Annotated in this window: 11 protein-coding genes; 7 read left to right on the top strand and 4 right to left on the bottom strand. The window is 57.4% G+C overall.

Features of this window, described 5'->3' with window-relative positions; genetic code table 11:
• The first annotated feature begins 24 nt into the window (after positions 1-24).
• Positions 25-189, top strand: a complete 165-nt coding sequence (locus OZX67_RS06985) for a hypothetical protein (protein ID WP_277142008.1) — start codon at positions 25-27, stop codon at positions 187-189.
• A gap of 378 nt (positions 190-567) precedes the next feature.
• Positions 568-1,701 (top strand): MFS transporter, encoded by a 1,134-nt coding sequence (locus tag OZX67_RS06980; protein WP_277145015.1) that lies wholly within the window; start codon positions 568-570, stop codon positions 1,699-1,701.
• A 184-nt stretch (positions 1,702-1,885) separates the two neighbouring features.
• Here the strand turns inward: OZX67_RS06980 and OZX67_RS06975 are convergent, their stop codons facing one another.
• From OZX67_RS06975 to OZX67_RS06965, 3 genes are all read right to left on the bottom strand, one after another.
• Positions 1,886-2,659, bottom strand: coding sequence for a hemagglutinin (locus OZX67_RS06975; RefSeq protein WP_277145012.1), 774 nt, complete (start codon positions 2,657-2,659; stop codon positions 1,886-1,888).
• Positions 2,660-3,033: 374 nt separating this feature from the next.
• The gene (locus OZX67_RS06970) at positions 3,034-7,314 is read right to left on the bottom strand and encodes a DUF3418 domain-containing protein (protein WP_277142005.1); all 4,281 of its coding nucleotides are present in this window, start codon (positions 7,312-7,314) and stop codon (positions 3,034-3,036) included.
• Between the two features lie 211 nt (positions 7,315-7,525).
• Positions 7,526-8,203 carry a methyltransferase gene (locus OZX67_RS06965; protein ID WP_277145010.1) on the bottom strand — a complete coding sequence of 226 codons (678 nt, stop codon included), beginning with the start codon at positions 8,201-8,203 and terminating at the stop codon, positions 7,526-7,528.
• A 217-nt stretch (positions 8,204-8,420) separates the two neighbouring features.
• On the opposite strand from OZX67_RS06965, the gene hflX reads away from it, so the two are divergent.
• From hflX to OZX67_RS06950, 3 genes are all read left to right on the top strand, one after another.
• Positions 8,421-9,857, top strand: coding sequence for a GTPase HflX (gene hflX, locus OZX67_RS06960; RefSeq protein WP_277145008.1), 1,437 nt, complete (start codon positions 8,421-8,423; stop codon positions 9,855-9,857).
• Between the two features lie 373 nt (positions 9,858-10,230).
• Positions 10,231-11,190: an L-lactate dehydrogenase gene (locus OZX67_RS06955; RefSeq protein WP_277142003.1), complete on the top strand. Its 960-nt coding sequence runs from the start codon at positions 10,231-10,233 to the stop codon at positions 11,188-11,190.
• A gap of 576 nt (positions 11,191-11,766) precedes the next feature.
• Positions 11,767-12,639, top strand: a complete 873-nt coding sequence (locus OZX67_RS06950; RefSeq protein ID WP_277145007.1) for a cation diffusion facilitator family transporter — start codon at positions 11,767-11,769, stop codon at positions 12,637-12,639.
• Between the two features lie 211 nt (positions 12,640-12,850).
• Here the strand turns inward: OZX67_RS06950 and lexA are convergent, their stop codons facing one another.
• A complete protein-coding gene (gene lexA, locus OZX67_RS06945; RefSeq protein ID WP_277142001.1) occupies positions 12,851-13,615 on the bottom strand; it encodes a transcriptional repressor LexA in 765 nt (254 codons plus the stop codon).
• A 108-nt stretch (positions 13,616-13,723) separates the two neighbouring features.
• Between lexA and OZX67_RS06940 the strand changes: the two genes are divergently transcribed.
• Positions 13,724-14,059, top strand: a complete 336-nt coding sequence (locus OZX67_RS06940) for a LysM peptidoglycan-binding domain-containing protein (protein ID WP_277141999.1) — start codon at positions 13,724-13,726, stop codon at positions 14,057-14,059.
• Positions 14,060-14,294: 235 nt separating this feature from the next.
• Positions 14,295-14,756 (top strand): transcriptional regulator NrdR, encoded by a 462-nt coding sequence (nrdR, locus tag OZX67_RS06935; RefSeq protein WP_277141997.1) that lies wholly within the window; start codon positions 14,295-14,297, stop codon positions 14,754-14,756.
• The last annotated feature ends 63 nt before the right edge of the window (positions 14,757-14,819 follow it).

The raw sequence follows: 14,819 nt of genomic DNA, 5'->3' as shown, positions 1-14,819 counted from the left end.
GGCCACTGGGTGTGGGTGAATGGCATGGATGTGGCGGTAAATGATGAATTCGTCATGAATACGCCGCTGAGTGCTGCTGAGTGGCGTGAAAATGGCGGTATTGGTGGTTTTCTCCATTTTGGACCGCTGGGTGTTGTCCAACGGCTTGTTTATGGAGGTTTCATTTGCTTGGTGTGCGGATTCGATTGATGTGCGGCAGCAATTCCATACTGCCGGCTTCGACTGGGATCCATCGGATTGATGCGCTTTTCATCAGATGCACTTGTTGACTTGGCCCGTGCAATTCGGGCGTGTTGGCTCTGCTTTTGACACCTCCTGTCCGTATTATTTCATGATGAACGTGCTGAAACGGGGTAGTCGAAAAGCACGATCGAATAAGGTCAGAAGAACAGCAAAGGCAAAATGATGGGACAGGCAGCGCAGCGTCACAATGGCAAAGCGATAAACGGAAATGCTCAGTCCGGTGACTCGCAACCCGTTGATTCCCAGTCCAAGGGCGCTCAATTCGCGGCGGATCAACCTGCGAAACATTGCTTTTGGAACCTGCCCGTTTTCACGTTGGTGGCCATGAGTTTCATGCTCGGGATGAGCGAATTCATCGTCGTCGGCATTTTGCCTGATATCGCGAAAGGGCTTTCCGTCTCGGAAGTCGCCGTCGGCAATCTGGTTTCGATATTCGCCTTCGTCTACGCGCCGGCCACTCCCATCGGTTCGGCCCTAAGCGGCCGTTTCCCGCGCTTTCCCACTCATATGGCGCTTGTGGTCGTCTTTATTCTTGGCAACGTCCTGTGCGCAATCGCCCCGAATTTCGCGTTTCTGGTGGTGGCCCGCATGGTCATTGCAGTGGTTTCGGGCACGTTGGTGGCGATGTCGATGACCTATTCCGGCGAAGTCACCGACCCGCAGCATCGCACGAAATTCATCGCTTGGGTGTTCTCCGGATTTTCGCTGGCTTCCGTGGCAGGCGTGCCGGTGGGAACGTGGCTTGCTGGCGTGTGCGGCTGGCGTTGGACGTTCTGGCTGATTGTCACCCTGAGCGTGGTGCTGATGATTTTGATGATTGCGGTGCTGCCTCATAGTGGTGGCCAAGTTCACCGCATCGGTTTCCTCGCCCAGTTCAAGCTTTTCTTCGACCCGCGTATCGATCTGGGCATCGCTGCCGTTCTTTGCGGTGCCGCCGCCAGTTATGTTTTTTATACCTATCTGACGCCTATCATGCGTGACGAAATCCATCTGCCGCAACAGTATCTGAGCGCCGGCCTGGTCGTCTTCGGCTTGGCCAGTCTCTGGAGCAACCTTTACGGCGGCAAGTTGGCGGATCGTGGCCGGGGTGTCGAACCGTTGGCGCGTATCCGGCCCATTTACCTTACCCAGCTGGTCTGCCTTTGCGCGTTGCCGCTCGTGCATTTCCTACCCTGGCTTGGCGTGCCGCTGCTCATCGCCCTCGGCATGCTGATGTACCTGCAAAACGCATCCTCGCAGGTGCTTTATATGGACGTGGCGGAATCCTCGCACCCCGGCTGCCTCAATCTGGCTTCGTCGCTGGAATCGATGTCGTTCAACATCGGCATTGCCTTGGGGTCAGCTGTCGGCGGCTTGGCCAACAGCGCGCTCGGCCTGACCTGGCTCGGCCCGTTCGGTGCCGTTTTCGCGCTCCTGGCAGTGGTCGTCACCAGTCTGCTGCGTCGCTATATCAAGTAGTTCCATCGTGTGGACTGGTTCCTGCAGAAGTTCGGAATGACAGAATCCTCCATAAATAGCCTACTTAGGCACTCATAGACGGTTTGGTTCGGTAGGGTGCCAGTATGACATTTTGAAACCGCTGAGTAGTGCTCAGCTGCTTATTGATGCTTGAAATGGCGGCAGCGGATTTCGGCAGACTGTCTTACTTGCGCGGGTCGCCGAACCAGTTGTTGTAGATCAGGGCAAAGTTGCGGTTGCCGTAGCTCGAGCAGGAATCGCCCTCATTGAAGCCCGCGGCCAGCGCAGCCGTGTTGGGCTGGTAGGGCGTGTAGACGTAGAGTAAGGCCGTGGCTTGGTTGCGGATGTAGACTTGGGTGCCGCCGCAGCTTTTGTTCGGGTGGTACTGCACGTAGTTGAGTGTGCCGACGTGGTAGCCGTACTTGTCTTCGTGGGCCTGATAGTACTTGAACCGTTTTGCCGAACCATAGACCTGATTGAAGAAGCCTGCATATTGCGGGTCGCAGTCGGCATCGTCCGGACAGCTCAGGCCCATGGCGGCCTTGTACTGGAAGTCGGTGGGGTTGGCGGAGCCTATGAGATGCTGCTCTTTTTGCATTACGGTCAGGAGCACTTTTTCGCTGACGCCGCAGGCCTGTGAGGACTTATAGATGATGGCACTCGCGGACTCGCCCTTGGCGCCTTTGTAAGCCTTGCAGAGGCTGTTGGCGGCGATGTCTGTTGTATCGAAAGTCTTAACGGGCAGGCAGTTGGCGGAGGTGCAGTTCGGTCCGTGCTTGATGATGAAGGCCTGCACTTCGGCCTGGCTCATGGCATCGGCGTTGAAGAACTGCGCGTCGGAGATGATGTTGCCAGGGTCGAAATCGTATTTCTGGACGAGTTCTTCCTGATGTTTCTGCGCATTGGTGACCTCGATATGCCACTGGACCGTGCGAACGAGCCCCATCACCAGCGCCATCACGCAGATCACCGCGACGATACCGCCGAGCACCGCACCCACCTTTGCGGGCACGCCGGCCTTGTGCCATTTGCGTTTGCTGGTCGCGATGAATTTGCTGACAGGGTGGGAGCCACTGCGGGACTTGGAAGATAACGTCACGTAAGCCATGGTATCGTCCACCCATGAAAGTTTACCGGCAGAAAAGTCAAGTTGTGCAAATTGTTGCATCATGCAATGGTGATTTGCCATCTACGAAATCGTCGTGATTGGACGGGAAGAGGTGAATTAAGACAATCGAGAAAAACCTTGAATTTCCGGTGGCTTGTGTGTCCAAGAAGCACGAGCCACCGGAAACATCGTTGGGACAATTCGGCAACGATGAGTCGAGGCGATTATGAGAGCAGTTTGCGAATGCGCTTGAGGCTGGCGGGGGATTTGGTGCCCAGCTCCTGCGCCCAGAGCGAGACGTAGAACTCTTCGAGCATCCAGCGGGCCTGTTCCACTTGCTTGCCGAATGCTTCGCGGCGGGGACCGGCGGGTTCGGCTTTGAGCTTTTCTTGGGCTCTCGTTACCAAGTCCTTGGCCTCGTCGGCTTCCCAGGCCCAGCGCACGTCGCGATTCTTGTCGGCCTTGGCCTTTTCCAAGCGCATCAAATCGGCGTGCAGGTAGCGTTCGATATTCGGCAACGCTTTGGGCGGGGTCTTGCCGATGAAGCCTGGGTAGACAAGGGTCGCGATATGCTCGCGCACCGATTGCAGCACCGCCAGCATGGTGAGGTCAGCTTTGCCTCCTACCGCGGAATCGACGGCGGCGTAGCGTTTGAGCATGGCGATGACGTCGTGGGTCACGGCATAGACCGTGTCCTCGAAAGTTTCGGTCACTCCACTTACGGCCTCCGCCAGCGCGGTATCGTCGGTGAGCTTGTCGATATGGGGGAGCAGGCGCTTGACGGCCGCAAGCTCAAGGTCATCGACAAGCAGTTTCGTGGACTTGTAAGGTGCGCTGGCCAGCATCAGCGCCTCACTGCCCAGCCACCGCGACGAGATACGGTCTTCGGGAAGTTTGAGCTTCTCGTAGGCGGCTTGCCAGAGCATTTCGGCGCGGGAAGCCGTAGTGGCGCCAGCCTTGTTCAGAAGGTTCGCCTGCGCAACCACCAAGCCCCGCGACTTGGCCTTGCTGGCCTGCCGTTCGACGGTTTTGCGGGCACTGGCCTGCGCCTGACGGGCGAACTTGCGTTGCAACTCCACGAGCGACTTGCCGGTACCGATTACTCGGTACCGTTGCGCTTTGCCATGCCGTTGGGCGCGGAATGTTGCGTCGTCGATAATCGTCGGAGTGCCGGCGGTATTGCCTGAATTGTCGACATTCTTATTCTCGGAAGTCGTTGCCTCATTGATATTAGCAGCATTGATATGGTTATGGCCGCCTTTGCCGTTACGTTTGCCGCCATGCCGGCCCTTGCCAGGTGCTGGCGGTAATGGTTCCTCGACGCTGAATGTGACGCGCAGATACGGCGAAAGCTTGTCGAGCTGGTTGCTGTTGAAGTCCTCAGGGTGGATGGTGGCGTTGACGCTGGTGATGGCCGCGTAGGTGAAGGCGTGCGCAAAGTCGGGCCAATGGGAGGTTCCGGTTGCTTCGTCGGCCGGTGGCAGGTTCGGTTTGTCCTCCGTTCCCGAACCGGGCAGATCGGGGTAGCGCTCGTCGATGGCGGCACGGATGGTGCGGGCCGTGTCGGGTGCGGGCACGAATTGGACGCGCAGCGATTTCGGCAGCGACTTGATATAGCCCAGAATGAGCTCGTCCAGAAGCCCCGGTACGTTCCAGGTAAACTGCTCGGGCGTCAGGCGAGACAACGCTTTGATAGGTATGTGTACTGTCACGCCGTCGGCCGGGTCGCTGGGATTGTAGATATAGCTCAGGCGCAGGTCGATGGGGGTGCCGTCGGTTCCGAGCGTGTGCCATTGGTCGGGGTAGTCGCGCAAATCCACGGATTCGTGCGACTGGAGACGCTCGACCTTGTCCGGGTCGAAATCGAGCAGATGTGGCTGGGCATCGTGGATGGACTTGACCCACTTGCCAAGGTCGGCGACGCTGGTGACGTCCTGGGGAATGACGGCGTTGTAGAAGTCGAACAGGTCTTCGTCACTGACCGAATCGGAGATCTGGCGGGTACGGTTGGTGTCATCTACCGCGTCCTGCAGGATGTCGCGGTTGGCCTCGACGAAATCGTCGTAGGAGAAGCGCTGCTGTATATCACCTTCGACCAATCCTTGACGAATCAGAAAATCGCGGGCTTCGGGAGGGTTGATACGGCCCCATTGCACCGGCCGGTCTTGCACGATTGGTAGGCCATAGAGCAGTACCTTCGAGCTGGCGATGGCGCTGCCTCGCGAACCCGACCAATGCGGCTCGGCATAGGTGACGCGGGTCAGGCTTCCGGCCAGCGGTTCGGCCCAGGCCGGGTCGATGGCGGCGGAATAGCGTGCCCAGAGGCGCGAGGTTTCAGTCAGGTCGGTCGACATCACCCACGGCGGGGTCGACTTGGCCACCGACGAAGCGGGGAAGAGGGCGAAACGAGTCCCGCGAGCCCCCTGATACTCGTTCTTGGACTGCTTGGCCGCACGTTTCATGGCACGTGCCTTGGCGGCGCCCTTGAGGCCGGAGAAGTCCGAGGCCTTGGGTTCGCGCACCACCTGCATGCCCATCATCGAAAGCAGGCCGGCGAGCATGGAGGAGTGGATGCCCTGCGCATCCCACGAGCAGCAGAGGGAATGCGCCGCCTGCTGGTTGATGGGCAGCATGAGGATTTCCGGTGCCGGACGCGAAATCGGGGCGGGCTTACCCACCTTGAAATGCATCTGCCGGCACATCTGCCGCAGCTGGGAGACCAAGTCTCGCCATTGTCGCAGGCGAATGAAACTGAAATATTCGGACTTGCAGATCTTGCGCAGCTTGGCGTTGCCGGTGTGGTTGCCGTCGCTGCCTTCTTCTGGGCCGAAGATATGGTCCCACATATTGAGCGCGGTCAGAAAATCGCTGGTCTCATCGGCGTAACGGTTGTGGACACGGTCGGCTTCGGCACGGATTTCGTCGGGCCGTTCGCGCGGGTCCTGCAGGCTGAGGAAGGCGACGATTACCAGCACTGCGGCGAGTGTATTGGGTGTGGCTTTTTGTGCGGCCTCGAGGATCATGCGGCCCAGCCTGATATCGATGGGAATGCGCGAAAGCTGTCGGCCGGTGTGGGTCAGGCGTACTTCGCCGTGTTTGCGTGCGATGGCCTTGAGCTCGGTCAGTTCGTTGAAGCCGTCGGAAACGGAACGGGTGTCGGGCGGGTCGATGAAGCCGAAATGGGTGACGTCATCGGCTGTGCGGGCCACGCCAACCGAAAGCATATGTAATACAACAGCGCCCAGCGAGGTGCGCAGGATTTCCGGTTCAGTGAAGCGCGGACGGGACTCGTAGTCGTCCTTGGAATAAAGGCGGATAGCGATGCCGTCGGCGATACGCCCGCAACGGCCGCTTCGCTGGTCGGCGCTCGCCTGGCTGATGGCCTCAATGGGCAGGCGCTGAACTTTGGCGGATTTGGAATAGCGCGAAATACGGGCCTCACCGGGGTCGACCACGTAGCGGATGCCTGGCACGGTCAGCGAGGTTTCGGCCACGTTGGTGGCGATGACGATGCGCTGGCGGGAATGATGTTCGAAGACGCGGTGCTGCTCTTTGGAGGAGAGACGGGCGTAGAGCGGCACGATTTCCAGCGCGTCCGGGCGGCGCATATCGGCGGTACGGGGGCCGAAGTGATGGCGGATGGCATCTTCGTATTCGTGGATGTCGCGCTCGCCGGAAGCGAAGACGAGGATATCGCGTGGCTCGCGGTCGTGCGATGAATGGATGACCAGCTCGGCGCAGGCGCGCGCCACCGCGCGTGGCATATCCTCGCTGCCGGTGTTGCCATAACTGTTACCCCCGTTGCTGTTGCTATCGCCAGCTCCCGGAATCTCGCCGTTCTCGTCGGGCAGTGACCCGTCGGCAAAGCCCGGCACATGCCGCATCAGCGCGGGCATTCCTCCCAGTGGCTCGTAGACGATCTGCACCGGATACGTGCGTCCGGAAACCTCGATGACGGGCACCTTGGTATGCAGGGCGTCCTCGAAATGCTCCTTGAACTTCACCGAGTCGATGGTGGCCGAGGTGATGATGAGCTTCAGATCGCGGCGTTTCGGTAACAGCGCGGTCAGGTAGCCGAGCAAAAAGTCGATGTTGAGGCTGCGTTCGTGTGCCTCGTCGATGATGATCGTGTCATAGCGCGAAAGTCGCGGGTCGTGCTGGATCTGGGCAAGCAGAATACCGTCGGTGACAATACGCAATCTGGTTTTCGGTGAGCTTTCGTCGGTGAAACGCACCTGATAGCCGATTTCCTCGCCAAGTTTGACGCCCATTTCGTCGCAGATACGTTCGGCCACGGTGCGTGCCGCCAAGCGGCGTGGCTGGGTGTGCACGATCTGATGGCCGTGGGTGCCGCGTCCCATTTCCAGAAGCATTTTCGGAATCTGGGTGGTCTTGCCCGAACCGGTCTGTCCGGAGACGATGACGACCTGCGAATCCCGCACAGCGCGCTGGATCTCGTCGTGCGCCGCACTGACAGGCAAGTCAGAAGGATAATGGTATTTCATAAGCTCTCTAATAGTACGCACAACCCCGGCAAACCGTGAAAATCTTGGCTATCTCGGTAATTGTGCGGTAAATTATCAGACGTGTTGATTACGTAAATTTTATCGAACGTCATACATATTTTTGTTGATTTTACGTCCGATCCTACGCCCGACGCTTTATCGATCGCAGTTATTGGTTGAGGCTTCTTGATTCTTTGTTATATTGCGCGATTTACCTTGCGTTTTCTTCGCTTAACCGGTGTACCTCGATGACGCGGTAGCCTTTGGAACTTGCGTATTTGGTCACGGAAAAATCATTTCCGAGCTCGGCTGATAGCCACTTGATCAGGGAGTCGCTGCCGAGGTTTTTCTGCACGACGAGATAGGCGTATCCGTTCGTGTTAAGTCGGGGAAGCCAGGCCATAAGCAACGCGTGCAACTCGTCTTTGCCCACGCGGATCGGCGGGTTCGACCAAATCAAGTCAAAGGTCAAATCTGTTGGTATCTCTGTTGCCTTTACTGCATGTATCCGCTCGCCAAGCCCAAGTTTTTCGGCGTTGGTTTTCGTCAGTTCCAGTGCACGTTCATTGACGTCAAGCGCCCAGATATCAGCTTTGGGCGACTCCATTCCAAGTGCCAGCGCAATCGGACCCCATCCGCAGCCGATGTCGAGAAACGTCCCGCTTTCCGGCGCTTGTGGCGCGTGCCGCAGCAAAACGGAGGTCCCCAAATCCAGCCGATGCGCCGAAAACACCCCGTTGGAAACCTCGACGTCCACATCGTGCCCGCGCAGTGAAACGTGCAGATTCCGCCGTACGTCCCGGGAAGTAGGTTCAGCGGAAAAATACTGTTCGTTCTTATCGTGATTGGTGTCGGTCTTTTTTTGATTTTGTTCCGTTTTTTCGTTCATTTCGCCCCGCAATGTCCCCGAGTGTTCCGGCTTTGGCCGTGTTCCGATAACAGGTTTTCAATAATAGTTGTATATCGGAACAGTGAAACGAGTTCACCTCACCGAATATGCTTGAGAAAAGATGAATAATCGAACTTGAAAGGTTGGCTTATTGGTTACTGACGACGGGCGTAAGGGCGCTCAAGCAGAGCGTGGCGAACAGGAGCGGCAGAACGAGGTGCTGGGGCGCAAGTCCGACATCTTGCAGGAGAACAGCGATGGGCGCGTCCCGGGGGCCGAGGAATGGAGCGAGCGCGAGTCGCGCAATGAGCTCAAGCATGTCACCGGTTTGGGCGAGATGCAGGATGAGACGGACGTCGAATACCGCAAGGTCCGGCTTGAGCGCGTCGTGTTGGTGGGGGTGTGGTCGAACGTCGACACCACCATCGAGCAGGCCGAGGAATCGCTGCGAGAACTGGCGGCGCTCGCGCACACCGCTGGTGCCGTGGTCTGCGACGGCGTCTTGCAGCATCGTTTGAAGCCTGACGCAGCCACTTACGTCGGCCGGGGCAAGGCCAAGGAAATCGCCGGAATCGTGGCGCAGTGCGAGGCCGACACCATCATCGTCGACGGCGACCTGGCTCCTAGCCAACGTCGTGCGCTTGAGGACGCCACCAAGGTCAAGGTGGTCGACCGCACCGCCGTCATTCTTGACATTTTCGCCCAGCACGCCACCAGCCGCGAAGGCAAGGCACAGGTGGAGCTCGCGCAGCTGGAATACATGCTCCCGAGGCTACGTGGTTGGGGTGGTTCGCTTTCCCGTCAGGCTGGCGGCCAGGCGGCAGGCGTCAACGGCGGCATCGGTTCCCGTGGTCCCGGCGAGACACAGATCGAAATGGACCGTCGAGTCATCCGCACCCGCATCGCCCGCCTCAAGAAGCAAATCCGTGCCATGGCTCCGGCCCGTGCGGTCAAGCGCGGCTCGCGACATCGCTATGGCCTGCCCACCGTTGCCGTAGTCGGCTATACCAACGCAGGCAAGTCATCGCTGGTCAACCGTCTGACCAATTCCGGCGAGTTGGTCGGCAATGCGCTTTTCGCAACTCTCGATACTGCGGTGCGTCGCGCCAAAGCCTCCGACGGACGTCTTTATGCTTACGTCGATACGGTCGGTTTCGTGCGCCGCTTGCCCACACAGCTGGTCGAGGCCTTCAAGTCCACACTTGAGGAAATCGGCGAGGCCGACGTCATCCTGCATGTCGTCGATGCTTCCACCACCGACCCGTTCGCGCAGATCGAGGCGGTCAACGATGTGCTTGCCGGCATCGACGGCGCAACCGATATCCCGCATATCCTCGCCTTCAACAAGGCCGACCAGGTCGATCAGGGCACGCTCGACCGTCTGCACAACATCCGTCCCGACGCGCTGATCGTCTCCGCCGCCGACGAAAGCGGTTTGGATGACTTGCGCAAGACTGTTGAAAAGGCCTTGCCCGTGCCGCAGGTCCATGTCGAGGCGTTGCTGCCGTACACCGACGAGGCAGGCTCCCTGCTTTCCCGCGTGCGCGAGTATGGCAAGGTGGAGAAGGAGGAATATCAGGCCGACGGCGTGGCGTTGCAGGCCGATGTCGATTCTCGTTTGGCCGCACAAGTCATGGATCAGGCAATCGACTAGCGCTTTGGCCGGTTTGCAAGCGAACGAAGCCCGTCGTTAATGCATCAAATTGGTTAAATCAAGTAGTGTGACGCATTTCAAATTTTATGTATGCCGTCTGTTAAAATAAAGCAAGCCACAGATTCCGTTTTGATGCCGAACAAACTTCGGCAGGGCGGTGACTTCCGGTACCGGGAGCGTTCGATTGGTTCGTTCTCAAGCTGTGCCGGTCAAGGTTTGCGGCAATTACAATGACGAGATGCAGGGCGCTGCTGTATGGCTGCGTTCCGGCATGTTCGCATGGTTGTGTGAAAGAGGTTCGAACGAATGGACGCCAATACCCAGTCGATTTTCCCTCCTCTTGAAAGCACTCATTTTGAAAGGGTTCAATCATATGTCCAATTCGATTAAACCAACTAAGCTTGCCATCATCGGAGCCGGGGCCGTCGGCTCCACACTCGCCTTCGCCGCCGCCCAGCGCGGCGTCGCCCGCGACATCGTGCTCGAAGACATCAACAAGGAGCGTGTCGAGGCCGAAGTGCTCGATATGCAGCACGGCTCCAGCTTCTATCCTTCCGTTTCGATCGCCGGCAGCGATGACGTGGAGATCTGCCGTGACGCCGATATGGTGGTCATCACCGCAGGTGCGCGCCAGAAGCCGGGCCAGTCGAGGCTTGACCTCGCCAATGCGACCGTCAACATGATGAAGTCCATCGTTCCCGGGGTCATCAAGGTCGCCCCGAACGCCATCTACATGCTCATCACCAACCCGGTCGACATCGTCACCTACGTGATGCTGAAGCTCTCCGGCCTGCCCGCCAATCAGATCTTCGGTTCCGGCACCAACCTCGACACGGCCCGCCTGCGTTTCCTCATCGGCCAGCAGACCGGCGTCAACGTCAAGAATGTGCACGCCTACATCGCCGGCGAGCACGGCGATTCCGAAGTGCCGCTGTGGGCTTCGGCCACCATCGGCGGGGTCACCATGTGCAACTGGAAGGCACTGCCCGGCCACGAGCCGCTCGATGACGCCAAGCGCGAGGAGATTCATCAGGAAGTTAAGAACGCCGCCTACCGCATCATCAACGGCAAAGGGGCCACGAACTTCGCCATCGCCATGTCCGGCGTCGACATCATCGATGCCGTCCTGAACGATTCCAACCGCGTGCTGCCGGTCTCCTCGCTTTTGCAGGACTTCCATGGCATCTCCGACATCTGCATGTCCGTGCCTACCCTGGTCAACCGTTCCGGCGTCAACTCCCACATCAACACTCCGCTTTCCGACCATGAGCTCGCCCAGCTGCGCCGCTCGGCCGAAACGCTCAAGGAGAACGTCGCCAAGTTCGGTTTCTGATTATTGGTTGGCGTTTTATCGGTCATTGTTTGTCATCGTCCGTCCGCTCACTCGGTCTGTCTGATGCCTTCGGATTTTGGAGATTGAATCCTTGGTTATCTGTTGGCAAAGAATGATGATTGACTGATGCATGGTGCGTGCATGCCGTCGCTGCTTTCCTCGAAGCAGTGGCGGCATCGTCGTTTTAGTATGACAATTTATCGGGATGTCAACTATCTTTCTGACAATGAAAAAGATTGTCGGTTTTAGTGTCAAAGAAAAGTGAAATGCACAATATTGTGCGACCTGCTTGTTCTTCGGCTCTGAGCCGTAAAACCCAACTGAAGCTTAGATTTTGACGCGTATAGTGTCACCAGTAACGAGATGTATTTGGCATTCGAAAAGCAGATTTACGCCAAACCGGCGAGGACCGAAGGGAATGTAGGTTTCCGGCTTCGTTGACACCGACGGTTTGGACAGGGAGAAAATATGGCATCGCTGGGGCAGGACGCGGAAACGCGGAAGGATACGCAAACGGCGAAGGAAACGCGATCCGCAAACGGGCAAGGCAAAGCGAAGGAACATCAGAGCAGGCTGATGGTGACGCTGGCGCTCACCCTGACGATTTTCGTGGTCGAGGTTGTCGGCGCTATTATCACAGGCTCTCTGGCGCTTCTGGTCGATTGTGCTCACATGCTTACGGATGTCGCGGTTTTGACCGCCTCCACCATTACGGCTGTGCTGATGCGCAGAAAGCCTGATAAAGAGCGGACTTGGGGCTGGGCCAGACTTGAGCCGATCACCGCAGGTCTTGGCGCGCTGATTCTGATGGCCGTCGGCGTCTACGCGTTGGTTGAGGCGGTTTTGCGTCTGGCCGGCGTTTCCGGTGACGAGGTGCAAAGCGTCGGCATGCTGCTGGGCTTTGGTATTCTCGGCTTGGTATTCAACATCATTTCCGTCTTCGTGCTTTCCGGCCAGCACAAGGACAACATGAATATGCGCGCGGCCTTCCTGGAGACCATGAACGACGCGCTTGGTTCGTTTACCGTCGTGGTTTCCGCCATCGTCATCATGACCACCGGTTGGCACGGTTTCGATGCCGTAGCCGGTGCGGTGATTGCGTTGCTGATCGTGCCCCGTGCCTTCGTATTGATGAAAAACGCCGTCAAGGTGCTGCTTGAGGAAACACCGGAAGGTCTGGACTTGGACGAAGTGCGCAAGCATATGAAAAGCGTCGACCACGTCATCGACGTCCACGATGTGCATGCCTCCACGGTGGCCACCGGCATGCCGATTCTCACCGCTCACGTCGTGGTGGAACCGGGGCTGACAATGGCCCAGGGCGCCGATATTCTCCACCAACTGCACACCTGTTTGACCGACCATTTCTCGGTTTCGATTCCCCACACCACTTTCCAGCTGGAGCCACAGGGCTTCAGCCAGTCCCAGAGCGAGAAGATTCATCGCTGAAATCGCGTTGATGATGTTTGGGCACAGTGCTTGGCAAACCGGTTTGTTCGTGACGGCACTCCGCGGTTTTCTGTGTTTTGTGAATGCAAAACCTATATCTGTGTCGATTATTGCATTGACGTTCGCGTGTCTCTGGAAACAGGATTGCTGGAATAAAAATGCCGGTATGCAGCTCAACTGCGATATCGGCATTTTTATGAAGAATATTGGTTCAGATCTTGCGCAGGACGGTGACCACCTTGCCCATCACCTTGGCATAAGTGCCGTCGATGGGGGAATAGGCCGGGTTGTGCGGCATCAGCCAGACGTGGCCGTGGTCTTTTTGGAAGGTTTTGACCGTTGCCTCACCGTCGAGCAGAGCTGCGACGATATCGCCGTTTTCCGCCGTCTCCTGTTCGCGCACCACCACGAAATCGCCGTCGCAGATCGCCGCGTCGATCATCGAATCGCCATGGACCTCAAGCATGAACAGGTTGCCGTTGCCGGTCAAGCGTTCGGGAAGTCTCATCACATCGTCGACATGCTGCTCTGCCGTAATGGGTGTGCCGGCTGCGATACGGCCGACCAAGGGAATATCGTGCGACTGGGCGATGGCCTCGTCTGTTTCGTCGTCGGAGCTGAACGGAAGTACGGTGGAGGTACGATTTTTCTCGGCGATATTGGACTCGGTTTCCACCAACTCAATGGCCCGGCCTTTATTGGCGTTCATTCTGATATAGCCTTTGTCTTCAAGGACCTCAAGTTGATGCTTGACCGAAGACGGGCTTTTGAGCCCCGCTTCCTCGCCTATCTCGCGGAATGAAGGCGCGAAACCGTAACGTGAAACGTGGCTGCGCACGGCTTCCAATACCTTGCGCTGGCGGTCCGTCAACTGCTGGTTCGGCGTGGCCTGGCTGAAGTTGCCATGCGGATTGTGGATAGGTGGAAGGCTGCTCACGATAGTTCCTTTCGGCGTTTGACTTACAGCATAACCCATTTTCTTGAGGATTTCAAACAGATGTTCGATTTCGCCTTGCTTTTTTCGAACATGTGTGCCAATATAGAACAAACGTTCGTTAGTACAGATGTTCGAAGGAGTGCAGAGATGAGTGAAAAAACAAGTAGTTCCAAAGTTCGCAGTAGCGCTGCCTATCGTCGTCGTATCGCGCGCAACAGGGTTGTTGCGGCGTTTGCGTTGGCCGCTGTCGTGTTCTTCGGCTGGCAAGCGATTGCCCCGCATGTCGCCAATTCGGCCACCGGCGAGGCCAATGTCGTCAGCTATACGGTTCGTCCGGGCGACACGTTGTGGTCGTATGCCCAGCAGATCACACCGGAAAACAAGAATGTGGGGGACACGGTCGCCGAAATCATGGACCTGAACCAATTGGATTCGGCTCAGTTGCAGCCGGGCCAGAGGATCGTGGTGCCGGAAGAGTTGTGAGTACACGCGCGGCCGATGTCGATCAACGCAAAATTATCGTTTTCAAAATATCAACCATGAGCCTGCAGAAGATCGGCCTATCTTTTTGGCAGGTGTCGATGGGCAGGGTTGAGTGAGGAATTATGCGTGTCTGATTCGAATAAAGCACTGGACGTGCTCATCGGCTCATAATGAAGTTGAAACGCGCTGAAATCTCGACACACCGGTTCTCCCTGCCTCTGGATATGGTGACAGTATGCATTGTCCTTTTTGCCAGAATAATGACACTAAAGTAGTCGATACGCGTATTAGTGAAGATGGCCATTCCATCCGTCGCAGACGCGAGTGCCCTGAGTGCGGTCGCAGGTTCACCACGGTGGAGACGACGATGCTTCTGGTCACCAAGCGTTCCGGCAATTTGGAGCCGTTCGATCGGCAGAAGGTCATCGATGGGGTACGCAAGGCATGCCAGGGCAGACCGATTGATGAGGACGCATTGAAGCAGCTGGGGCAGCAGGTCGAAGAGGATTTGCGCAGCCAAGGCTTGGCGCAGGTGAAGTCCGAGGATATCGGCAAAGCCATCCTGAAGCCTTTACGCGAGCTCGATGAAGTCGCCTACCTGCGTTTTGCCAGTGTCTATCAGAATTTCAACGGATTGGCCGATTTCCAGAAAGCCATTGACGAGCTCAAGCGGGACAAGGCCGCTTCCGGCAAATAGGGCATGTTCGGGTAACGAGGTTTTGAAGCAACAAGGTTTTTTAGGTAGAGCCGCTGAAATGCA

Origin of the sequence: Bifidobacterium sp. ESL0728 (assembly GCF_029392015.1) — a bacterium.
Lineage (GTDB): Bacteria > Actinomycetota > Actinomycetes > Actinomycetales > Bifidobacteriaceae > Bifidobacterium.
Note: the sequence above shows the minus strand (reverse complement) of the source record. Positions and strands in the feature narration are given on the sequence as shown.